This is a genomic window from Streptomyces hyaluromycini (assembly GCF_002217755.1).
Lineage (GTDB): Bacteria > Actinomycetota > Actinomycetes > Streptomycetales > Streptomycetaceae > Streptomyces > Streptomyces hyaluromycini.
The window spans coordinates 78,385-101,287 of sequence record NZ_BCFL01000035.1; the positions used below are offsets into that span (position 1 = coordinate 78,385).

Annotated in this window: 18 protein-coding genes and 1 pseudogene; 14 read left to right on the plus strand and 5 right to left on the minus strand. The window is 67.9% G+C overall.

Annotation, left to right across the window (positions count from 1 at the left end; all coding sequences use genetic code 11):
- The first annotated feature begins 129 nt into the window (after positions 1-129).
- The 9 genes from SSP29_RS45745 (at position 130) to SSP29_RS45785 (ending at position 10,379) form a co-directional block, all read left to right on the plus strand.
- The gene (locus SSP29_RS45745) at positions 130-2,325 is read left to right on the plus strand and encodes a peptidase domain-containing ABC transporter (RefSeq protein ID WP_167450164.1); all 2,196 of its coding nucleotides are present in this window, start codon (positions 130-132) and stop codon (positions 2,323-2,325) included.
- The gene (locus tag SSP29_RS45750; RefSeq protein ID WP_167450165.1) at positions 2,313-3,641 is read left to right on the plus strand and encodes a condensation domain-containing protein; all 1,329 of its coding nucleotides are present in this window, start codon (positions 2,313-2,315) and stop codon (positions 3,639-3,641) included. The genes SSP29_RS45745 and SSP29_RS45750 overlap by 13 nt, the downstream gene beginning before the upstream one ends.
- A 77-nt stretch (positions 3,642-3,718) precedes the next feature.
- Positions 3,719-3,967, plus strand: coding sequence for an acyl carrier protein (locus tag SSP29_RS45755; RefSeq protein WP_089106912.1), 249 nt, complete (start codon positions 3,719-3,721; stop codon positions 3,965-3,967).
- Between the two features lie 6 nt (positions 3,968-3,973).
- The gene (locus SSP29_RS45760; protein WP_089106913.1) at positions 3,974-5,386 is read left to right on the plus strand and encodes a class I adenylate-forming enzyme family protein; all 1,413 of its coding nucleotides are present in this window, start codon (positions 3,974-3,976) and stop codon (positions 5,384-5,386) included.
- Positions 5,373-7,118: an AMP-binding protein gene (locus tag SSP29_RS45765; protein WP_089106914.1), complete on the plus strand. Its 1,746-nt coding sequence runs from the start codon at positions 5,373-5,375 to the stop codon at positions 7,116-7,118. Before SSP29_RS45760 ends, SSP29_RS45765 begins: the two co-directional genes overlap by 14 nt.
- Complete coding sequence (locus tag SSP29_RS45770; RefSeq protein WP_089106915.1) at positions 7,115-8,050, plus strand: JmjC domain-containing protein; 936 nt, start codon at positions 7,115-7,117, stop codon at positions 8,048-8,050. The genes SSP29_RS45765 and SSP29_RS45770 overlap by 4 nt, the downstream gene beginning before the upstream one ends.
- Before the next feature lie 227 nt (positions 8,051-8,277).
- On the plus strand, positions 8,278-9,009 hold the full coding sequence (locus SSP29_RS45775) for a helix-turn-helix transcriptional regulator (RefSeq protein ID WP_089106916.1): 732 nt from the start codon (positions 8,278-8,280) through the stop codon (positions 9,007-9,009).
- Between the two features lie 114 nt (positions 9,010-9,123).
- The gene (locus SSP29_RS45780) at positions 9,124-9,981 is read left to right on the plus strand and encodes an AfsR/SARP family transcriptional regulator (protein ID WP_167450166.1); all 858 of its coding nucleotides are present in this window, start codon (positions 9,124-9,126) and stop codon (positions 9,979-9,981) included.
- Between the two features lie 185 nt (positions 9,982-10,166).
- Entirely contained in the window at positions 10,167-10,379 is a 213-nt protein-coding gene (locus SSP29_RS45785) for a hypothetical protein (RefSeq protein ID WP_089106918.1), read from the plus strand.
- Between the two features lie 1,365 nt (positions 10,380-11,744).
- Here SSP29_RS45785 and SSP29_RS60625 read toward each other — a convergent pair.
- Positions 11,745-16,448 carry a LamG-like jellyroll fold domain-containing protein gene (locus tag SSP29_RS60625; protein ID WP_150136215.1) on the minus strand — a complete coding sequence of 1,568 codons (4,704 nt, stop codon included), beginning with the start codon at positions 16,446-16,448 and terminating at the stop codon, positions 11,745-11,747.
- A 67-nt stretch (positions 16,449-16,515) separates the two neighbouring features.
- Positions 16,516-17,355 carry an IS5 family transposase gene (locus SSP29_RS45795; protein ID WP_089106919.1) on the minus strand — a complete coding sequence of 280 codons (840 nt, stop codon included), beginning with the start codon at positions 17,353-17,355 and terminating at the stop codon, positions 16,516-16,518.
- A 329-nt stretch (positions 17,356-17,684) separates the two neighbouring features.
- On the opposite strand from SSP29_RS45795, the gene SSP29_RS45800 reads away from it, so the two are divergent.
- The 4 genes from SSP29_RS45800 (at position 17,685) to SSP29_RS45815 (ending at position 20,238) form a co-directional block, all read left to right on the plus strand.
- Positions 17,685-18,533 carry an IS5 family transposase gene (locus tag SSP29_RS45800; RefSeq protein ID WP_089106920.1) on the plus strand — a complete coding sequence of 283 codons (849 nt, stop codon included), beginning with the start codon at positions 17,685-17,687 and terminating at the stop codon, positions 18,531-18,533.
- Positions 18,530-18,946 carry a hypothetical protein gene (locus tag SSP29_RS45805; protein ID WP_089106921.1) on the plus strand — a complete coding sequence of 139 codons (417 nt, stop codon included), beginning with the start codon at positions 18,530-18,532 and terminating at the stop codon, positions 18,944-18,946. Before SSP29_RS45800 ends, SSP29_RS45805 begins: the two co-directional genes overlap by 4 nt.
- Before the next feature lie 73 nt (positions 18,947-19,019).
- Positions 19,020-19,775, plus strand: coding sequence for a polymorphic toxin-type HINT domain-containing protein (locus SSP29_RS45810; RefSeq protein WP_245883549.1), 756 nt, complete (start codon positions 19,020-19,022; stop codon positions 19,773-19,775).
- 25 nt (positions 19,776-19,800) lie between these two features.
- Positions 19,801-20,238: an SMI1/KNR4 family protein gene (locus SSP29_RS45815; RefSeq protein ID WP_089106923.1), complete on the plus strand. Its 438-nt coding sequence runs from the start codon at positions 19,801-19,803 to the stop codon at positions 20,236-20,238.
- Between the two features lie 95 nt (positions 20,239-20,333).
- On the opposite strand, the gene SSP29_RS45820 is transcribed toward SSP29_RS45815, so the two are convergent.
- From SSP29_RS45820 to SSP29_RS45830, 3 genes are read right to left on the minus strand one after another with little or no spacing between them, the layout of a single operon-like run.
- Positions 20,334-21,650: a tyrosine-type recombinase/integrase gene (locus SSP29_RS45820; RefSeq protein WP_089106924.1), complete on the minus strand. Its 1,317-nt coding sequence runs from the start codon at positions 21,648-21,650 to the stop codon at positions 20,334-20,336.
- The gene (locus SSP29_RS45825; protein ID WP_089106925.1) at positions 21,647-21,832 is read right to left on the minus strand and encodes a helix-turn-helix domain-containing protein; all 186 of its coding nucleotides are present in this window, start codon (positions 21,830-21,832) and stop codon (positions 21,647-21,649) included. Before SSP29_RS45825 ends, SSP29_RS45820 begins: the two co-directional genes overlap by 4 nt.
- The gene (locus tag SSP29_RS45830; protein ID WP_174856064.1) at positions 21,825-22,610 is read right to left on the minus strand and encodes a replication initiator; all 786 of its coding nucleotides are present in this window, start codon (positions 22,608-22,610) and stop codon (positions 21,825-21,827) included. The genes SSP29_RS45825 and SSP29_RS45830 overlap by 8 nt, the downstream gene beginning before the upstream one ends.
- 6 nt (positions 22,611-22,616) lie before the next feature.
- On the opposite strand from SSP29_RS45830, the pseudogene SSP29_RS45835 reads away from it, so the two are divergent.
- Positions 22,617-22,886 (plus strand): annotated as a pseudogene (locus SSP29_RS45835) (transposase); the annotation flags it as partial.
- Positions 22,887-22,903: the final 17 nt, after the last annotated feature.

Genomic DNA, 22,903 nt, shown 5'->3' on the forward strand with positions numbered 1-22,903 from the left:
CGGGCAGACAGGCCAGTGACTCACAACGGGAAGGGACTCATGCCTGGCGATTCGCGTTTCAACGCCGAGGCGCTCGAACACCATCGCAGGAGCGATGGCCTTGGACCGGTCTTCGGTCACGCTCCTGCCGTGACCCGGCCCAAGGGAGCAGCCGAGCGGATCACGGCGGTCCGCGAGCGGTTCAGACGACGCACACGCGGAGCGCGGCTGCAGGTCTGCTTCCAAACCCAGGTCAGCGACTGCGGTCCCGCCGCTCTCGTGACCGTGCTGCGCCACCACGGCGTGGACGTGTCCCTCGACGAGATCCGCGCGCGTGCGGGTTCCGGACGCAATGGCGCATCGGCCCGCACCCTCCTGGAGATCGCCCGCGAATACGGCGTCAAGGGCCGCGGCGTACGCGCCGGCACGGAAGCCCTGGCGCGGCTGTCCCCCGGTTCGATCCTGTTCTGGAACTTCAACCACTTCGTCGTCCTGGAGGGAGCCGGCAAAGACCATGTGGATGTCGTCGACCCTGTCCATGGACGCCGCAGGCTCACCATGGCAACGGTCGCCGAGTCCTTCACGGGCGTGGCCCTGGAGTTCGAGCAGCCGCTCGAAGCCGGCTCCGGCCGGCGCCGACGCGGCAGTGAACTCCCCGGCCCCTGGCACCGCTTGCGGCAGTTTCTGCCGCACGGCCGGGAACTGGCGCTGATCCTCGCCTCCTCCGCCGGACTCATGGCCTTCGAACTCGCCCTGCCGCTCACCGCCGGATTCCTGGTCGAACGCGTCCTCGGCAACCGGTCCACCGGCGGAGCGTGGACGGCCTGCGCCATCCTGGCCGGTCTGGTCGTCCTCTATTTCTCCCTGTCAGTGGCGCGATCGTTTCTGGTCACCAGGCGCCAGGCCGTCATCGAGAAACGGCTCACCCTGGGCATCGTCGGGCATATGGCGGACCTGCCCTACGACTTCTTCACCGTGCGCAACTCAGGTGATCTCGCGCTACGGGTCCGCACCAGCAACGTGCTCGTCCAGGTCCTGAGCCTCACCGCGGTCTCGGCCCTCTTCGACAGCCTGCTCATCGTCGTCTATCTGATCGCCATTGCCGTCGCGAACCCGCTCCTGTCGCTTCTCGTCACCGTGCTGGTCGTCGTGCAGACCGCCATCCTCCTGCTGACCTGGCGCCGGCAGACCGGACTGAGCCAGGAAGTCCTCGAACGCCAGACCAAGGCCCAGGAGGAACTGGTGGAGATGCTGGAGAGCATCACCACCCTCAAGGCCGCCGGCATGGACGGCCGGGCGGTGGAGCGCTGGTCGCACACCCTGGTCCATGAGGTCAACAAGCGTCTGAGCGCCCGCCGCGACCTCGCCCTGTTCGCGTCCCTCAGCCGCACGCTGCAGTTCGCCGCGCCCCTGATCGTGCTGGTCGCCGGGATCTGGCTGGTCCTGAGCCACCGCTACTCGCTCGGCGAGGCCATGGGCTTCATGACACTGACGATCGCCCTGTTCATCCCGCTGGAAGGCCTCTTCGACGCCGGCTCCCAGCTGGCCGCGGTCCGGCCCACCCTCGCCAAACTCGACGACGTCCTGCGAGCGGCCCCCGAACCGCGGGGCGCCTTCGCCGGGACCGGCGTGGCCAGACCTGGCCGGATCAAGGCCGAAGCGGTCGGCTTCCGCTATCCGGGAGCTCCGCGGCCCACCCTCGACGGCGTCAGTTTCGAACTCGAACCAGGGCAGTTCATGGCCGTCATCGGCCGTTCGGGCTCCGGGAAGTCCACCCTCGGCATGCTGCTGGCCGGACTGTACACACCCACCGGCGGCACCCTGACCGTCGACGGCACCGACCTGGCCGAACTCGACCGGCCCACCTACCGGCGGCGCATCGGCTACGTCAACCAGAACGCGCACCTCTTCGGCGGCACCATCCGGGACAACATCCTCTTCGGCGGCGACGACATCAGCAAGTCGGATCTGATCACGGCGGTCGGGCTGGCGCACATCCACGAGGAGATCGAAGCCATGCCCATGGGGTACAACACCCTCGTCGCCCCCGGCGGCCACGGGCTGTCGGGCGGACAACGCCAGCGGATCGTGCTGGCCCGGGCGCTGGCGAAGAAGCCCGAACTGCTCATCCTGGACGAGGCGACCAGCGCCCTCGACCCGGCTCTCGAGGAATCCATCATGCGGGGGCTGCTGGACGCGGGAATCACCGTCGTCGTCATAGCCCACCGCCTGACGGTGATGGACGAGGCGGACCAGGTCGTCGTCATGCGCGACGGACGCATCGTCGAGGCGGGTTCCCCCGCCGTCCTCAAGGAGAGCGGAACGGAGTACCTGTGCCTCGCCTGACGGCCTCACGGGTGCGTACCCCGTTCCCCCTCACCTACGAGCAGGAGTGGTTCCACACCAAGACCCTCTCCAGCGGCTGGTCCCACAAGAACACCCAGCTCGCGTTCGAGATCCTGGGCGACCTCGACACGGACGCCCTCGCCGCGGCCGTACGCGCCTTCGTGGTCCGGCACGACGCCCTGCACCTCCAGATGGATCCGGTGCCGGGCCCGCACCCGTTGCAGTGGACCCGGGGCATCGAGGCCGAGGAGGAAGTCGTCCGACGGGTGAAGGTGAAGGCCGCCTCGCCCGCACAGTTCTCCCACTACGCCTCGGTCCTGCTGTCCCGCGACTGCGTCACCCCGTGGTCGTACGGCACACAACGGCCGTTCGTCATCAGGCTGCTGCGCTACGACGAGAACCACCACGCGCTGCTGGCCACCTTCCAGAACCTCGTCTTCGACGGCCGGGCCCATCACCTCTTCGGGCATGAGGTCTGGCGCGACTACCAGACCCTGCGCGACGGCGGGTCCCCGCCGGACACCGCCCCCTCGTTCGCCGACGCGGCGGTCCGGCAGCGGGAGCGGACGAGCGAGCGGCTGCGCGAGCAGGCGCAGGCGAACTGGCGGGAACGCCTGGCCTTCATGACCCGCGTTTCCTGGCCCCGGACCGGCCCCGCCGAGGCCGACACCGCGGAAGGAGGCATGGTGAGCGCGGAACTGCCGGCCGTGACGGTCACGGCGCTGCGTGGTCTGTGCGCCGAGTTCCGCTTCACCGTCCTGCAGTCGGCGGTCGGGTTGTTCGTCACCGCACTTGCCACTCGAACCGGCAGGTCCGAAGTGGGACTGTGGACCTCGATGGACTCGCGTGCGTCCCGGGACACGGACGTGGTGGGCATGTTCGCCGGCTCCTGCCCGCTGACCCTGCGCGACGCCGGCGCCGACGCCTTCTCCGTGCGGACACAGGTGCGTGATCAACTGCTCAACGGGCTCCGGCACCAGAGGCTCGACGCCGAGGACCTCACCGCGCTGACCCGGGAGGCGGAGGAGACCGGCGGCGCACCCGTCAGCCGCGACATCTACGTCAACCTGCGCCGGTTCGAAGGGAACTCCGCGGTCGCGGACGACATCGGCGGTCTGCGCATCACGGCTGACGCCTACCCGCTGCACAGGATCACCTTTCACGACACCTTCGCACTTCACCTCCGGTGCACCGAGTTCCGCGACCGCCTGTGCGTCGACCTCCTCTACGACGGGCACCGGGCCGACCGCCGGCTGGCACAGTCGGTCCTGGACGACATGCTCGCCGGCCTGGCGGCCACCGTGCCCGCCGGATGACCGGGCAGGAGCCGTGAGGGCCGTCCGCCTCCCCGCCGTACCCGATTCCGACCCACGCCCCCAGCAGAGAAGGCGCCATGTCCGACACGCCGATCGACGAGGTACTGACCGCCGTGAGCGAGGTGTTCGGCAGGCCGGTCGTGCCCGAGGACGATTTCTTCGCCCTCGGCGGCGACTCCATCACCGCGGTCGAACTGAGCCTCCGTCTGGAGGAGAGCCTGGGCGTCGAGGTCGATGTCGAACTGGTCGTCAGCCTCCCCGACCTCGCGGCACTCGCCGCCGCGCTCGCGCAGACCTCTCCCGCCTCGTCGACAGCCAAGCACTGAGGAATCATGAAGCCTTATCTCTGGGACCCCTGGGCCACCGCGCGGACCCACCCGGACCGCGTGGCCGTGATCGCCGACGGCGAGCAGAGCACCTACGGCGATCTCACCGGCCGCGCGGACGCCCTGGCCCGGGGGCTGCGCGCCCACGGGATCCCGGACGGCGCGGTCGTGTCGACCGACATTCCCACCGGACCGGCCTTCTTCGCGCTGGCCCTGGCCGCGCTGCGACACGGCTTCGGTCTCTTCCCCATCGACCGTGAGCTGCTCGGGATTCCCATGGGACCGTCCCTGCTCGCCTCGGTGTCCACCGCCGTACACATCAGTGCGCGGCCCTGGGCCGACGGACCCGCCCTGCCCTGCCCGGTCGTGACCGACACGCAGCTGACGGCCCGGACGGACGGCCCCGCCACGCCCGCGACGCCGCCGGCCGCGGGCCGCCTCGTGTTCGCCACCTCCGGTACCACCGGACTGCCGCAGGCCGTGGCGCGGACACGTCCACGCAGGCCGTACCGCGGGGTCGCGGTCGTCGAACGCTACGGCGCCGGAGCCGGCCGGGGCCCGCACCTGATGGCCAACCCCACCTACCACTTGGGCACTCTCGGCCCCGCCCTGTACGCGCTGCAGGCGGGCAGCACGGTCGTCGTCCAGCGAAGCTGGTCCTGCGACGCCTTCACGGAACTGGCGGACCGTCACCGTGCGGACAGCGCCATGCTCAGCCCCGACCGCCTGACCGACCTCGTCGAGGCCGGCGCGGCACCGAGCCACCCCTTCCAGGTCGTCTTCCACGGCGGAGCCGCCTGCCCACCCGGGGTCAAGCGCGCGGCCATCGACCTGTTCGGGCCGGTCCTGCACGAGTACTACGGCACCTCCCACGGTGTCATCACCGAGATCACCACGGCGGAGTGGCTGGCCAGGCCCGGATCCGTCGGACGGCCCCTGCCGGGGATCCGCGTCGAGATCTCGCGGGAGGGCCGGCCCGTGCCCGCGGGCGAGACCGGGGACATAGACATCCGGCTGCGGGCGGCCGACCGGGATCCGACCGACACCGGCGTGCTGAAGACCGGGGACGTGGGCCATCTCGACGACGAGGGACATCTGTTCGTCCTCGGCCGGGCCGAGAGCCCGCGGGAGATCCGGATGGCGCGACTGGAGCACGACATCCGGTTGCTGCCCGGAGTCACCGACGCCGCCGCCCTCGACGGCGCCGGCGACCGACCGGTGTGCTTCGTGGAACACGGTCACGGTGCCGACTTCCAGGACCCGGTGCCCGCCATCGAGGCCACGGCGGAAGAACTGGACCTGCCCTGTCCGCGCGTCGTGCTCGCGGTTTCGGGCTCCCTGCCCCGTACGCCCAGCGGCAAGCTGAGGCGGGCCGATCTCGGCGTCCTGGCCCGGAGCGCTCCGCGTGGCCCCCGGTAGCGAAGGACCGGCCCACGACTCCGTCACAGCCACCGGATGGCTCCGGCACCACGCCCGGCAGCGGCCGGAAGCCATCGCCCTGACCAGCTGGGACGAAGGGGAGATCCGGCGCCGTACGACCTTCGGGGAACTGGACCGGCTGGTGGACACCGTCGCCCGCGCGCTGCGGGGCCTGGACGCCGAACCCGGACAACGGGTGGTCCTGGTGCTGCCGAACGACGAGACGTTCGCCGCCGTCCTGCTGGCCGTGATCGGCACCGGACTCGTCGCGGTTCCCGCCCCGGGCCCGCGCACGATGCGCGCGGAGGCGTTCGAGCAGCGACTGCGTGCCGTCGTTCGGGACTGCTGCCCGGCTCTCGTGATCACCACGGAAGCGTGGCGGGACACGGTGCGCCCCGCGCTGGAGGACTCCGCCACGCGGGTCAGGATCCGCACCTGGGAGGAGCTGCCGGCGGTCGCCGCCGCCGTGCCGGAGCGCGGCGGCGCGCCCGACGTACGGGTGAGCCCGCGAACACCCGCCTTTCTCCAGTACACCTCCGGATCGACCGGCTCTCCCAAGGGCGTCGTCATCGATCACCGTGCCCTGCGGTCGAGTTGCCGCCAGGCGGCCGTCTGCTACCGCGAGAGCCCGGCCGACGTCGCCGTGACATGGGTGCCGCTCAGCCACGACATGGGTCTGATCACCGGAATCCTCAGGCCGCTGTTCAGCGGATACGAGTCCGTGCTCCTGCCGACCGAGCGCTTCGCCCGCCGTCCGGCGGAATGGCTCTCCGCTCTCACCGTCTGCCGCGGCACGCTGTCCAGCGCTCCCGACTTCGCGTACGACCTGTGCGCGCGCAAGACCACCGACGACGAGATGGCCACCCTGGACCTGCGTGCCTGGCGGGTCGCGCGCAGCGCGGGTGAGGTGGTCCGCACCGCCACCGCCGAGCGGTTCGCCGCCCGGTTCGCGGCAGCGGGGTTCCGGGCCGAGGTCCTGTGTCCCTCGTACGGGATGGCGGAGGCGACCCTCACGGTCACCGCCACCACCCCCGAACTCCCGCCGCTCCGCCTCGCCGTCAGCACCGAAGCACTGCGTGCGGGCCGCGTGGTCCGCGCCGGGCGGGGAACCCCCTCCACCACCCTGCTCTCCTCGGGCGTCCCGCTGCCGGGAACCCGGGTACGCATCGGCGACGGCCGCCAGGACCCGCACCGCGTGGGAGAGATCCACATCCGGGGCCCGCAACTCTTCAGCGGCTACTGGCGCAGGCCGGTCCGGCGATCCCGTTGGCATCCCACCAGGGACCTCGGGTTCCTCGACGGCGGCCAGCTGTTCGTCCTCGGACGGACGGACGACGTACTCGTGCACCGCGGCCGCAACTTCCACCCGGCGGACATCACCGCGGCCTGTGCCGCCGTACCGGGCCTCAGACCGGGCCGGTGCGCCGCCTTCACCGTCGAGGACGAGGCGGCCGGCGAACTCCTGTGCCTGGTGTCGGAAGTGACCGGCGGCTCCGGCGCACCGTCCCCCGCGCGGGTGGCCGCCCAGGTACGGCGCCGGCTCGCCCAGGTCCTCGACCTGTACGTCTCCGAGGTCGCCCTGCTGCCCGCCGGCGGCCTTCCCGTGACGACCAGCGGCAAGGTGCGGATCTCCGAGACGAAACAGCGCTTCGAGCGGGGCGACCTGCCCGTTCTCCGGCCCCACGTGCCCCGGCGCACATCGTCCGAGCACAGAGAGGAACGCACGACATGACCATTGCGCACTCCACGACACTGTCCCGGTGGGTCGGCGACCCGGCGGCCTTCGCCGCCGACCACTGGCGCCGCCGTCCCGGTGTCTTCACTCCCGACGGCTCCCTCGTCAGTCCCTTCACGCCGGCCGACGTGGACGACGCCCTCGCCAGCGGCTTCCTGCACGAGCCCTACCTGGAGATGACCGGCGCCGAGGGTCCCCTGCCCACCGACACCTACGTCTCGGCACGTTCGGTCCGAGGCGTCTCCCACCCGGGGTTCGCCGACCAGAAGAAGATACGGGGACTGATCGAGCAGGGCGCGACCCTGCTCATGCACCGGGTCGACCAGTGGCACCGCCCCACCCGCGATCTGCTGGCCCGCCTCTCGGCCGAACTCCAGCGGCCGGTGGAGGCGTTCTGCTTCGTCACCCCGCCCGGCGCCCAGGGAGCTCCACTGCATCGCGACGACGCCGATGTGCTCGTTCTCCAACTGGCCGGCAGCAAGGACTGGCGTGTCTACGAGGGACCGGCGAACGGTGAATGGCGCGAGGGGAGTGTGGAAGGGGAGAAGCCGGCGGAGGTGCTGCGCGCCACCGTGCATGCCGGGGACGTCCTGTACATCCCACGCGCCTTCGCCCACGAGGCAGTCGGCAGCGGCGGCCTGTCCGTGCACCTGTCACTGACGATCCGTGAGGTCCACAAGGGCGATCTGTTCCGCAGCCTCCAGAAGCTCACGGCCAGGGCGATGAACGTCGAAGCGCGTCCCCTGGACGACGAAGCCGTCCTCGCCGCCGCCACCGCCATGCTCGAACACGTGAGCAAGGCACTGGCCGGTCTGACCCCCCAGGACCTGGTGGACCACGCGAGGCGGACCAGGCTTGCCGCCCTGCCCGATCCCGGTGCACCGGTCTCGCTCGGTGACCTGGCCGCCGGATACGCCGATCCGCGGTGATCCCGCGCGTCCCGACGCCGGAGGCCGCACCGGTCGCCACCGGGCGTCCGGAGCCGTGCTGACACCGGGCACCGGTCCGAGGACCCCGGCCGGCCCGTCGTCGTAGCGGCCCGGGGACCGGACGGTCCGCCGGCGCCCGGTGCCGCTCCGCTCGCTGCACCCGGGTGCGGGCGGCGCCCGCACCCATCGATTCCGCACTGATCGTGCGCTGATCGCCGTGAGCCAGTATGGCCGTAACCGAACAGGTCGGGCGCGTGCAGCGCTCCATGCCCAGCGGCGCCTACGACAGGTCTGCCCTGCGAGTCGCCGTCGATCGGGCCGGCAGGGTGCAGTCGAAAGCCACAGGAGCACGAATGGGTCATTCTGCGCTGACAACGGACAGAGAGGTCTTGGTTTTTCTCGACCGCAAGCACCAGATGCAGTACGGGAGTCCTGAATTCTTCCGACAGTTCGGCGGGTCGGGCGAGGAGCTGTACGGAAAGCCGTTTCGCTACCTCATAGAATCGGACCTCCGCGAGGCTCTCGATCGCGACCTGAACCAGCTGCTCGTCGGAGACCGGGACCAGTTCAGTCATCGCATAGCACTGCGGCGACGGTCTGCCACACCGCTCAGGGCCGTGCTCACGGCGACAGCCCTGTGGGGTAGTTCGCCGAACAGGGCCGTGGTCATACAGCTCTTCCACCCCACGGACCCCGCCGGGCCGAAGACCGTCAGCGAGAGTCTGGTCATCGGTGAGATGGCGGCGAAAATCCTCGAAGGAACCGCGGCAGGACTGACATCAGAATTCCTGGCCTCACGTTTATTCATCAGCCCCAAGACCGTCGATTACCACATCTCGCGCATGCTCCGGCAGTTCGGCATGCCGAATCGGGTGGCGCTGATCGCGCTCGCCTACTCGACGGGAATACTGCAAATCAATTCGTGGCCGCCCCGGGTCGCCGATGAGTTCATAAAATAGGAATCCGGATGAGTCTATGCCCTGCCCCTCGTCTGACACGTGGCCCGTCATCAGGACGCGTCGCCGTTTCCCCGGATGGTCCTTGTTTCTCGTAAGGGGGTAGGAGTGGAGCTCATGCGCAGAGCGTGGCAGGGCGGCGGAACGTCCCGTTCGGACGCCGACCCGGACGCGGGGGTCGAGACCGGCCCCACTCAGCTGAATCTCTTAGGGCCGCTCGAGATCCTCGTGTCCGGTGTCACCGTGTCCCCGGGAGGAGCGAAGCCGCAGATCCTCTTCGCCTACCTGTGTCTCCATGCCAACCGGCACGTCTCGGTCGACGACATCATCGAGGCTGTCTGGGGAGAGGCACCACCCTCAAGCGCCAAGAAGAACATCCAACTGTACGTGAGCCGCCTGCGCCGGCAGTTCGCCTACGCGACCGGCGTCCGTCTGATCACGACCAGCGACGGGTACCAGCTCACGGCCGAGTCCGATCAGGTCGACCTGGAGCGGTGCCAGCAACTGTGGCAGCTCGGCCAGGAAAGCCTCCACAACGGTGCGCCCAAGGAGGCCGGCAGGCTGCTGCGTGAGGCGATCCGGCTGTGGCGGGGCAAGCCTCTGAGCGGGCTCACCCACACTCTGGTCATGCAGGCCGAGGCGGCCAGGCTGGAACAGTTCCGGCTCGGACTGCTGATGAAGTACTTCCAGGCGCAGCTCGCGGACGGTCAGCACTTCGAGATAATTCCCGAACTCCTCGCCACGGTCGCTGATCATCCGCACCAGGAACGACTGCGCGCGGATCTCATGATGGCCCTGTGGCGGTCCGGCCAACGCCACGCCGCGCTGGCCACCTATCGCGAGGCGTACCAGCTGCTCGCCGACGACCTGGGAATCTTCCCCGGACGGCAGTTGCATGCGCTGCACCAGGCGATCCTGGCCGACGACGCGGACATCATGGGTGGCCTGACGACGGACCGGAGCGTCGCTCCATGACGTCGTTCACGGCCCGCGGGAAGGTGCTCCCGTCGCGGAGGCGGCCGTCGGGGCATTGGGCAGCAGCCACCGATTCACCGCCCGACCTGCACATTGATCACCCATTGATCACGGCCTGCCAGCATGGCCAATCGCTGCGGGCCCGGTGGCACGCGGCGCAGAACTCACCAGAACGGATACATGAAGTGAAGCGATGCAAATCCGGCGTTCCGCTGCGTCAGTCCCTGCTTGCCGCCGTCCTGGCGCTGCCGTTCATCCTGGCCGCCGTCATCGTCGGTTCCCCCGTGGGCGGAGCGGCGAACCACCCGTCGTCCGGCACGATGAACCACCACTCCCGGGCCGCGGACCCGGAGGAGTGGAACGGCACGGGGTCGAGATACCACGGGCCCTCCTCGTGACCGGCCGGCGACGGGCGGTCGACGCCGGCGATCGCCAGGGCTGACGGTCGGCCGGGGGCGGCGTGACGCAGCCGGGGGCGGGGCGCGGACTCACCCCAGGGGTGTGCGGCGACCACCGCATCCTCACAACCGTGGCACCACGTTCACAGCCACCGCGTCCACCGGGCCGGACCCCGGATGACCGCCGGCCGGGACCGGACCCGTCCGCACGCCACGTGACGCCCCCGGCGTGGCCCGATTCCGCGCTGCCGATCCGCTCCCGCCGCTCGGTGTGCCGCGTGCGGCGCGGTGTCCCACCCGGACCGCGGAGGAGCGGGGTGGGAGGTCGGACGGGGAGGGCTGCCGCGATCCGCCCGCAAGATCGAGGTGGACCCGAGTTCGGCTGCTGGCTGTGGGCCGGTAGCTGCAATCGGGAGGGCGCGTCCGGCTACCGCACCGTCGCCTACCAGGAGAAGACGGAACTCGTTCACCATGTGGGGTTTCAGCTGCTGGTTGGGGAGATCCCGGAAGGCTTTCAGGTGAGTCACGCTGTGCCACGGGGATTCCACCACGCTCGTTGCTGCAACCCGCATCACCCGGAAGCCGTGACGCGTGAGGAAGCTCTTCGACGCCGGGACCGGGGGAGATCACGCTCCCGGAGGATCCACTGTCGACACGATCACGTGTACGCGCCGGAGAACACATACCTGGACCCGGAGGGTTCCGGCAGTGCCGGGCCGGTCGTAGCGAGAGGGCCAAGAGCCCTTAGGTTGGGACCGGCCATGTGAGGTCTCGTGAGAGATGAGAGGGTCTGACGGGTGAGCGAGACACCACCGAACACCCTCCAATACCGCTTTGACGGGCCAGAAGACGCTCCGGTCCTGATCTTGGGACCGTCGCTTGGTACCACCTGGCACATGTCGTAGAAGCCGTCCAGAGCCGTCCATCCAGTCTTATGCGGGCATATATGTCCAGTTTTGAGATCCTGTGCCGAGAGGGTGTCCACGGGGTTCGTGACTCGCCCGTGACAGCTGGCAGCGCGACGAAGCCCCCGTCGGCTGGTTGTGTTTTGGTCTGGCTCGGCGGCATGGCTGGCGCGATGGTGGATAGCGCGCGCTGAGTCTCGACGTACTTGATGCGGGCCTCTTCTGTGGCGGCTTCCCGGTGGATGCGCCTGTGGTGTGCCGCTTCGATTTCGGCAACGCGCCTGTGCTAGGGGGTTGCGCTGGCGGGCGTGATCTCGTGGGTGGTCTCCGCAAGCTGGTCTTCGGGGACGCTCGACGGTGTCGGTCCGTTCGCCGGCTGGGTGTGGCCGCCGCCGAGGACGTGGGCGGGCCCGCGCCGCTCCTGTCGGAGTCGGCGCGGGCCCTGGGCTGGCGTGGGGTGTCAGTGCAGTGCGCTGATCTCGGTCGCCGAGAGCGTGCGGGGGTAGATGTGGACGTCGGCGACGGAGCCTGGGAAGGCGAGGTACGGGGTGGTGGCGGAGGCGCTGTTGATGCAGCCGCCGATGGTGAGGGGCATGGAGGAGTCGTACTGGGGGCTGAGGTTGGTGGCGGTCCCGATGAGGGTGCCGTTCTGGTAGAGGGCCATGTTGCCGGTGGTGGAGCCTCCCGGGACGGGTGCCCGGAAGGTGGCGACGAGGTGGGTCCAGGTGCCGGTCGGGCCGCTGTTGGGGTCGCCTTCGGCGGTGGGGAAGTCGGAGTTCTCGTCGTTGGTGGTGGTGGTCTGGAACATCCAGGCGGCGCTGGGCTTGTCGTAGGAGAGGTAGAAGGACTGGTGTTGGGTGGTGCCCTGGCAGACGGCGGTGGTGCCGAGGGCTGAGTTGATCTTCACCCAGGCGGAGACGGTGTAGTCGCCGAGGGTGTTGACCGCGCTCTGCTTGCTTTTGAGGAAGCCGGTGCTGCCGTCGAATGAGACGCTGCCGGACATTCCGCTGGGTGCGTCGGTGCTGAAGGTGGCACCGCCGGTCGGGGTGAGCGGGTTGAGGGAGGCGGTGTCGGTGCCGTTGGCGGCGAGTTTCCAGTCGTCCTCGGGCATGCCGTTCTGCCAACCGTTGGGCACGATCACACTGGCCGCGTCGGCGTCGCCGGCCGGCATGGCGTAGGGGTAGACCTGGACGTCAGAGACGGAGCCAGGGAAGGCGTTGTACGGGGAGTTGGCGGTGGGGTCGTTGACGCAGCCGCCGATGGTGAGGGGCATGGAGGAGTCGTACTGCGGGGTGAGGTTGGTGGCGGTCCCCATGAGGGTGCCGTTCTGGTAGATGGACATGACGCCGGTGCTGTCGTCGCCGTCCACGGGTGCGGTGTAGGTGACGAGGAGGTGGGTCCAGGTGCCCAGGGCTCCGGTACCGGCGTCTCCTTCCGCGGTGGGGAAGTCGGAGGTGTCGTCGTTGGTGGTCGTGGTCTGGAACATCCAGCCCTGGTTGCCTCGGTCGTAGCCGAGGTAGAACGCCTGGTGCTGGCTGGTTCCTTCGCAGATGGCGGTGGCGGGGCCGGTTGCCGAGTCGAGCTTGACCCACGCGGAGACGGTGTAGTCGTCGAGGGTGTTGACGGCGGTGTGGTCGCTTTCCAGGAAGCCGGTGCTGCCGTCGAAGGAGGTGGCGGCGGCGGGGGCATTGACCGCGTCGGGCCCGGCTGCGTTGAAGCTCGAGCCGCCGACCGCGGTGAACGGGTTGTCGCCGCTTTGGTCGGTTCCGTCGGCGGCCAGGTCCCATTCGTTGTCGGGGGTGTCGCTGCCGGTGGCGACTGGGACGATCAGGTTTGGCGCGATGGCGATCGCATCAGGGTTGTTGGTGTCGCCGAGGTAGCGGGCGGCCAGGTCGTCGTAGTAGGTGCTGGAAGGGTTGCCGTTGGTCAGGTCGGCGGCTTTGACGGTGGCGGACGTTGCCGTGCCGTCCGTGGAGACCGCCGCGGCGAAGTCGATGAGCCGGCCCGAGAAGTCTTCGGTCAGACGGTTGTTGACCTGCTCGCGTGCGGCTTCCTGCGTCGCTGTTCCCGGGTGGGCGGCGGTGAATGGCGGGATGGTGGCGATGTAGACGGTGATGTTGGAGTTCTCCGCCACCGGCTGATGGTCGTCGTAGGGCTGCCCGTCGTCGGTGTAGTACGAGATGAGCTGGCTGTTGAGCGACTGCAGGCCGTTCTCGACGCTTGTGGCGCAGGTGTCGGCGGTACCGGTGCAGTTGAGCAGGTCGGCGGCGCCGGTGGAGACGAGGACGGTGCGCACATTGCCCTGGGACAGGACGTTACGGTCCAGTGGGTTGAGCGCGTTTCTCGGGGTGGCGTTGTTGGTGATCTGTGGCAGCAGGTTATTGCTCAGGCTGACGCTGTTGGTGCCCGCGTTGAGGACGCCGTAATCGACAGAGTTGTCCCCGTTGGTGTCGCTGACCAGGGCGTTGGTGATGGCATCGCTGAGGTGGTACGGGCTGTTGCCGCTGCCTGCGGTGTCACCGTTGATGTTCTGGTCGCCGTAGAGCACCACCGAGCCGGTAGGCGTGGAGGTGGGGGTGGTGACGTCGATTCCGGTCACGTAGGGCAGACCGGTGTACGTCGTCTGCGTGTAGTTCGCGGCTGAGGTGTCAAGCGTCCGGTTTGCTGGGTCGCTGATCCACACAGGTGTTTGCGCCGTGGCGTGACCGGGCAAAGCCGAGACCGAGCCGTGCACCTGCAGGCTTACCAACACGGTCCCCTGCTGCGCGAGGGCCAGGTTCACCGGGTCGCTGGTGACGTCGGCGCCTGCGGGGATGGTGACGGACGCATGGCCGCCGAAGGCCAGGGGCGTGGGTGCCGCGGCCGTCGTGGCGCCGCCTGTGGTGGTGTCCTGCAGGGCCACGGAGGCCGCGTCGAAGGTCACGGGTGTGGTGCCCAGGGCGTTGGACAGATGGATGCGCACACCGCTGCTGTCGTCGGTACCGATGCTGACGTGTGCCGGGATGCGCAGGGTCTGCTGCCCGTTGGCAATGGCCGTGCTGCCGCCGGACTGCTGCACCTTGGCGGTGTCCTGGGCGGAGGACCACGTGCCGACCCAGTGCTGGGTGCTGGATCCGCTGCCTGTGAGGGCCATCGGTCGTATGCCCATATCGATGATGTGCAGGGCCGGCTGGTTCTGCTGGACGCCGTTGGTGAACAGAGGCAGGGTGATGCTGCTGATGACCGAACCTGGGCATTGGAGCGGGACGCTGATGGCGTAGATCTTGGGTCCGGCAGTCGGGCTGGTCTGGGTGTTGTCGTGATGGTTTTCGTGGACCAGCGTGAGCGCGGCAGCGGAGGCGGGGCCGCTGAGCCAGTCGGGCACAGTGTCCAGCTGGTAAGGCTGGATGGGGTCGCCGCCTGGGCGGCAGTTGTTATTGGCGTAGGTGATGGTGCCGTTGGTGCCCTTGGCGGGGCCGCCGGTGGCGAAGGCGAGGAAGACCAGGGCGTCACCGGTGTTCACTGTGCCAGTGTCCGGCAGGGTGACGGTCTGGCCGGAGGCCAGCATGTTGTCGTAGGTGCCGGTGCCGAACTTCGGCAGGGTGATGGTGGCGCCGTCGACGGTCACTGTCTTGCCGCTCTGCCAGCCCGAGGTGCTCGTCAAGTCGGCGGAGTTGATGCTGTTGCCGGATCCGTCGGCGTCGGCGGGGCTGGTCGTGGTGGTGAAGGTGCTGGTCGCGGTGTTGTTCAGGCAGCTGCTGGTGTCGTTGATTGCGCAGGTCAGTGCCGGGGCGAGTCGTAGCACGTCGATGCCCGCCTGGAAACCTACTGACTTGGAGTTGTTGCCGGTGAGGGTGAGGGTGAGGGTGTGCACGCCCTGTTTGAGGGTGAGCAGTTGGCCGTTGGCGTCCTTGGGCATGCCGAGGTCGACGAAGTGGGTGGTGGTGTAGGAGCTGTAGGCGTCGTAGCCGCTGAGCAGTGTTGTCTGGGTGCTCTTGCCCGCGTCCAGGACCAGCCGGTAGATGCCGTAGTCCTTGGCCTTGGTCAGGTTGGCCCCGAAGCTCCATGGACCGTCTTTGGGGATGTCGAAGCTGAAGGTGGCGCTGTCGCCGGAGACGACCTTTGAGGTGGTGCTTTTGTTGGCGAGCCAGGCTTGGTAGCCGTCGGCGAACTCGTAGCCGCTGCCGGCGGCCTGGCTGATCAGCTGGCCGCCCTTGGTGGTGGCTGTCGCCTTGGGCACGGTGGTGGTCGTGCCGTCGGTGTTGGTCGCGGTCCAGCCGCTGATCATCTTGTCGCCGTAGGCATAGGTCGGGGTGCTGGTTCCGGCGTAGAAGCCGTAGGTCGCCTGGACGGACGTCGAGCCGGCCTGGTCCACCGCCTTGGCGTACAGCTTGTGAGGACCTGTGGTGCCAGGGGCGAAGGCGGGGGAGGCACTGCCGTTGACGACCGACGTTCCGGTACCGGGGCCGTTGTCCGACGTGACGTAGTACGCCTGGCCCGGCGTGATTTTGGTCGTGGAGTTCAACTTCGTGACGTTGTTGCTGCTGTAGACGGTGTTTCCGAGTGTGGCGTCCAGAGCGAACAGGTAACCGGTGATGTTGTTGGTGTGGTTGTTGCCGAGTGTGAAGGTGCCCTTGTCGCCGAAGGCGGCGCCGATCTGTCCGGCCGGGAACTGGCTGGAGGTAATGGTGGGCATGGGCGGCGCGGTCGTGTCCACGGTGAAGGTCTGGGTCTTGGTCCAGGTGCCCGATCCGGTTCCGGCCCAGTAGCCCGCGGCGTTCTGCGCGGTGGCCTTCCAGGTGTAGGTGCCATCGGGCAGGTTCGGGGTCGTCCAGTCGCTGCCGTTGGTGTTGTACCGGGCGCGTTTCTTGGAGTCGGTGCTGGGTCCGAAGCCCTGGTGTATCAGGGTGCCCGAGGAGTTGTAGACGTTGTACTCGATGCGCACCAGCTCGCTGCCGCCGGCCAGATCGGGATCCACCGCGCGCGCGGACAGCGTCGGAGTGTGGGTGGTGGTCATCGTCTTGCCCAGGTTCACCGTGGACGGCTTGATGGCCGGGGTGCCGGTGCCGTTCTTGAGCCTGGGCCGGTAGCTGTAGGTGACCGACATGCTGGCGCCGCCGCCGTAGGCGAGTTGGTTCCACTGGGAGGCGTCGTTCATGTTGGGTGACTGGACCATCAGCGTCATGCTGCTCCAGCTGCCCGCTGCTGCGTTCTGAGAGGGCGTTTGAAGTAGGCAGATTGCCCTTGATGCCCTAGTAAGTTCCTCGCCAGGTGAGGGTGGTCTCGTCCGTTATGCGCCGGGCGAGGTTGTCGACCGAGGCGATGTGGATCATGGCTTCAGAGCTGGCGGTGAGGGTCTCGTAGTCGCGGGCGAGGCGGCGGTGCATCATGATCCAACCGATACTCCGCTCGACCACCCAGCGCCTCTTCACAACGTGAAACCCACGGGTATCCGGTTTTCTGTTGACGACTTCGACATCGATTCCGAGTCGGGCACCGTGTTCGACGACGGCGTTCTTGAATCCGGTGTCGACCCAACTCTTGGAGATGGTCGGGTACTTCTCCTTCGCCTGGTCGAGGAGGCGCATTCCCAGAGTGTTCTCCGACAGGCTGGCGGCGGTGACAGTGACGGCGAGGATGAGGCCGATCGTGTCGGTGAGGATGCCGCGCTTCCTCCCGACGATCTTCTTGGCCGCATCCGTTCCCTGGCTGGTCAGGGGCACGTTGCTGGAGGTCTTCACGCTTTGGGTGTCGATCACGGAGGCGGTCGGCTCGGGCTTGCGCCCCTCCTTCACCCGGGCCAGTCCCGTCAGGTCGTAATTGAGCTGGACGAAGATCCCTTCGTCGCGCCACGCGGCGTAGTAGGCATAGACAGTGCCATGGCTCGGGAAGTCGTGCGGGAGGTATTTCCAGGGGATTCCCGTGCGGTTCACGTAGAGGATCGCGTTGAAGACGTCGCGTAAATCGACCTTGGCCGGCTGCCCGGTTGGTCTGCGGTCGAGCCGTGCCTTTCTCCAGGCCGTCAGCGTCGGCTCGATCAGGGCCCATCGGGCGTCGGACAGGTCGCTGGGGTACGGCTTGCGCTCGCTCACGAGGTAGCGTGATCGCGGGCGAGCCGGAAGGCTCGGTTCCGCTGTCCATCAGGCGATTCCGTGGCATCTTCAAACCAGACGGACTTCCGGGTACGGAAGCGAACGAGATGGACGACCGATTCTCCGTTCCAGCGAAGGCCATTCGCCGCCTACGGGATGAAAACCCTCAGAGCGGGGCAGGTATGAGAGCCACATATAGGGCCTGACCTGCATAAACGCCCTCTGAGAGGGCGGTTCGTGAGTATATGGGACATTCTGGTGTCGCCTGATGGTGTGGACGGAGGCGGAACGTGCCGGTCCGATGCCGGTGGCCTGCTGGGATCGGTGGGGTGAGTGAACGCAAGCCGTACCAGAGCGACTTGACGGACGAGCAATGGGCGTTGATCGAGCCGGTGCTCACGGCCTGGAAGAACCGGCACCGTTCCGCCAGCGGCCACCAGGGCCGCTACTCGATGCGGGAGATCGTGAACTCGATCCTCTACCAGTCCCGGACCGGCTGTCAGTGGGCTCTCCTGCCGAACGACCTGCCGCCGAAGAGCGCGACGTACTACTACTTCGCCGCCTGGCGGGACGACGGCACCGACCAGCAGATCCATGAACTCCTGCGCTGCCAGGTGCGGGAGAGGAACCGGCGATTAGAGGACCCGACCCTGGTGATCCTGGACACCCAGAGTGTCCGGGCGGCCACCGGGGTCCCCGCGGCCACGACGGGCAAAGACGCCGCGAAACGGGTACCGGGCCGCAAGCGGGGACTGGCCGTGGACGTCCTCGGCCTGGTGATCGCCGTCACCGTGCTGGCCGCGAGCGTCCACGACAACGCCGCCGGCATCACTCTGCTCGACCAGGTCGCCGTCGCGGCCGGCGGCTCGGTCAGCAAAGCCCTGGTCGACCAGGGCTTCAAAAACCAGGTCGTCACGCACGGGGCCGCCCTCGGTATCGACGTCGAGATCGTCCAGCGGAACCCTGAGGAGCAGGGATTCGTTCCGCAACCGAAACGGTGGCGGGTGGAGCAGACGTTCGGGATCTTGATACTGCACCGGCGGCTGGTCCGCGACTACGAACACCGCCCGGCCTCCTCCGCCTCACGCGTCTACTGGGCCATGACCCACGTCATAGCCCGTCGGCTCACCGACACGAACACGCTCACCTGGCGCGATCCGCGGGCGGCCGGCGCGTGAACCTGAACCCTCTCCTCCAGGCACTCGACCTTCAGGAAGACGCCGCCCGGGCCCTGGCCGACGATCTCCGCACCCAGATCGACGCCCTGCAGACCCAACTCCGTGAGGCCGAGCTACGCCTGGAACACCTCGCCATCACCCGCACGACCATCACCGGCCTCGCCGACCGAATCCCGGCCCAGACGGTCGACCCAGCAGGAAGTCTGGAGCTGCCCGAGCACCCGGACTACCCGCGCATCCTCGCCGTCTTCAACGACACCACCGGTCCGCTGAGAGCCCGCGACATCTGTCAGGCCCTCGACTTCGAGCTCCTGCCGAAACACGTCGAACGCACCCGCGCCAAGATGAAACGCCTGGTCACAATAGGAATCCTCACCGAAGCCGAGCCCGGCACCTTCAGCAAGAAGCAGTAACCAAGTCCGGAACGGACATCAACTCACGAACCGCCCACTCATAGCCAACGGCCATACCAAACCCATTGGTGACATCAAACCCGGCGACAAGGTCGAAGCCGCGGACCCCGAGACCGGAAAGCACGAAGGCACCCGCACCGTCCAGCACGTATGGATCAACCACGACCACGACCTCCTCGACCTGACCATCCGCACCAAGAACGGCCACACCGCCACCCTCCACACCACCGCCAAGCACCCCTTCTGGGACGACACCACCCACACCTGGGTCCCCGCCGGTCTACTCCACCGCGGCGACGCCCTCAACACCGCCGCCAACGGTCACGCCTACGTCGTCGCGACCCGTCCCACCCCCGGTACGGCAGATCGCTGGAACCTCACCGTCCAGCAACTCCACACGTACTATGTGGTGGCGGGCGGTACGCCAATTCTTGTGCACAATGTCTGCCCCAAGCTGGGGAATTATGATGATGCAGAAGGAACCGGGTATGGCCCGGCGGATGATGCCACGCGGGTGAGTGGGCCTTGGACGAAGAACGATATTGGGCGCGGAACGCGTGGACTTCGCCCGAATCAGCTTGGTGATCGTCTTCAGATTCACCATGCTGACCAGATGCCTGGGGCGCCAATCCATGAGCTGGATCAGGATTTCCACCTCAATGCAGACATTCACCGCAACCCCTTTAATCAAGGTGTGGATGGCCCGATGCGTCGCCAAGATACACAGTTGCACTGGTGGTATCGTTCGATGGAGCAAGGCTGGGGAAGCGCCTACGGTCCGGAGGCATGGTTCGATAACTGGCCAGCGGAGGATCTGGGAGGCCCCTGACGGCGGCTAGAAGGGCTGGAATGAAGTGGACTACTCGGAGTTTGAGACCTTGCTTGAACAGGTCAGATCGACTCACCCATTCTGGTTTGAAGGCTTTGAAGGGTGGCGGGCCTCTGAAGAGGAAATCGCCGATATTGAGGCCAACTTTCGAGTAGTCCTGCCTCTCTCCTATAGGTGCTTCATGGCAACCGTGGGTGGCGGTGGATTCGGATTCCTCGACATCTTCCCGCTGGGTCCGCGGCAAGGAAGTGTAGAGGACTTTCAGTCCGTCAACACTGAACGCTGGTGGGATGCTGATTTCGTGGCATTTTCTCCAGTTGGAACTGGAGATCTTTGGGGATTCATGGTCGAGAATGGCGCGTGTCTGGATCGGGTGACCTTTCTTGATCACGAAACTAGGGAAGTGATTCCTGAGAACCAGGAATTCCTGGAGTTCTTGGTTTCTAAGGCACTTAAGCCGTAATTGCGTCCAGATTTCGAGCGGCCCCATCGGATTTGTTACCGATGGGGCCGCTACGGTGTTCCTGGAGGCTCTGACGGCAGTAGTTGACGGCAACGTCAGCGGACGGGAGCTGCATAAAGCGGCGGGTCGTCTCCGTCGTCGGCCTCGGCGGCGGTGCCGTTGAGGCTGCCGAGGGTGTGGCCGAGGAGGTCGATGGCCTGGCGCTGGAGTCGGAGGCGAACGTGGGCGTAGACAGTTGCGGTGACGCCGATGTGGGCGTGGCCGAGGAGTTCCTTGATGACGACGAGTTCGACGCCTTGCTCCAGGAGCAGGGTTGCCGTCGAGTGGCGGAGGTCGTGGAACCGGATGGGCCGTAGGCGGGCGTTGCGGAGTAGGGCGTTGAAGTGGCGTGTGAGGGTGGCGGGTTCGATCGGGTGTCCGCCGGACCGGGTGAAGACGTGGCCGCTGCCCTGCCAGTCCGCGCCCGCCTTCTTCTTCTCGCATGCCTGATGGCCGCGGTGCGCGCGAAGCGAGGCGACGCAGGAGACAGGCAGCGCGATGCGGCGTTCGGAGCTGATGGTCTTGGTCGGCAGGGTGGTCAGACCGCCGGTACGGGTGCGCTGGAGGGTGCGTCGGATGGTGGCGGTGCCGGCGTCGAGGTTGAGGTCTTCCCAGCGCAGGCCGAGGAGTTCGCCCTTGCGCAGTCCGGTGCGCAGGGCGAGTTCGAACAGGGCGGCGTGACGGTGGCCTTGGGCGGCGGTGAGGAAGCGTCGGGCTTCGTCGGCGGAGAGTGGGTTGAAGCGGCGGGGGCGGGGTGTTCCGGTGCGGACGTTGCGGGCGACGTTGCGGGGTATTTCCTCCTCTCTCACGGCGTGTTCCAGGGCGGATTTGAGCACGGAGTGGATGTAGGCGAGCGTGACCGGGGAGAGGCGCTTGCGGCAGCACTGGCCGATCGCGCAGCAGCGCGGACGGCGGCTGGCCTGGGCCTGCGGGTCGTGCCCCGCGTCGGTGCCGCGTTCGCAGCACTGGCAGACGATCCGCAGAGCATTGAGCCATGTGCGGACGTCCTTGGCGGTGAGCTTGGCGAGCTTTTTCCGGCCGAGGCCAGGGATGAGGTACTGCTCGACGACGGCGGTGTAGCGGGTGTGGGTGGTCTCGCGGAGGTGGTGGGCGGCGACGTTCTCCAGCCAGTACGTCAGGTACGCCGCGAGGCTGCCCTGTGCGGTGACGATGGGGACGCCGCGGTTGCTGGCGGCGATCTTCTCGGTCAGCTTGGCCAGCGCCTCAGTGCGCGAGCTGCCGTAGACGCGGACGCGTTTGCGGGTGTTGCCGGGGGCGAGGACGTATCCGGCGGCTTCCCAGCGGCCGTCCTTGCGCTGGTAGACGGTTCCGTCGCCGTTGGCGCGAGTCTTCTTGCGCTTGGGCGCGGTCATCGGGTGGCCTCTTCCAGGTGGCGCTGAACGTAGTCAGCGAGGGCGTGGGCGGGGATGCGGCGGGCGCGGCCAATGGTCAGGGAGGCCAGGCGGCGGGTGCGCAGGAGGTCGTAGAGGGCGGAGCGGCCGATCTTGAGACGGGCCATCGCCTCGGGGACGGTGAGGAGTTCGTCGTCACGCACCGACTGTCACCGCCTGTTCGCGCGCCGCGCTGCCGCTGATGAGTGCGGCGAGGCGTTCGTGGTCGGGAGTGAGTCCGGTGCCGTCGTAGGCCCAGTGGGCGAGGACGAGGGTGGTCGGTTCGGGGTCGGGGGTGTGACGGCTCTGCCAGGCGGCGCGGGCGGCCCGGAGCGCTCCGAGGGTGGTGGAGTAGGCGCGGGTCTTGGTGGAGAAGTGGCCGCGGAAGCCGAGCATGTGGGCCCAGGCCCGCAGTTTCAGGTGGGCGAGGTCGCGGCGGGCGCCGAGGGCCCAAGCAGTGCGGATCATGCGGGCGGCGTGCTCGGGAATGGTCTCCTGGCCGAGTTCGGCGATCAGCTTCAGTCGGCGGTCGAGGGTGCCAGCCGCGCTTTCGGCGCCCTTGGTGGCGTACTTCGCCACGTACCCGGCGACCTTGCCCTCGGTGATCGTGGTCCCGGGCTGGAAGGCGGTGGACTGGATGACCTTGACGTCCAGCTCCTTGCCGAAGCTGAAGGAGTAGGCCCGACCGTCGATTTCCGGGCCGTCGACGTGGGCGCGGGCGGCGGCAGTGTGGACGCCATCGGCCAACGTCTCGGGCGTGGCCCATGCGGGTGGTGGGGGGTAGGAGCCTGCGGGGCCGTCGAGGCGGATCACAGCATGGAAGTGGATCAGTCCGCGCCGCTGGTACTCGGCGACCTTGGCGTACGAGACGCGGGCGACCTTGTGGAGCAGGCGTTGGGGGATTCCGGCTGTGGCGGCGATGGTGCGGCGCAAGTGGAGCATGAAGCGCGCCCGCTGTGCGGAGTCAGCCCTGTCGAGCGTTCCTCGGGACGCCGGCAGTTCCGTCGCCTCAACCGCGGCGGCGATAGGCAGGCCAACGCCGCGCTCCACCGCATCGTGTTCACCCGTCTGCGGGTCGACGCGCGTACCCAGGACTACTACGAGCGCCGGATCAAGGAGGGCAAGACCCGACGCGAAATCGTCCGTTGCCTCAAACGCTACGCTGCCCGCGAGGTCTTCCACCTGGTCAAACAGCTACAGTCGGCACCCTGCTCATAGGGGCTGTGACAGCACGA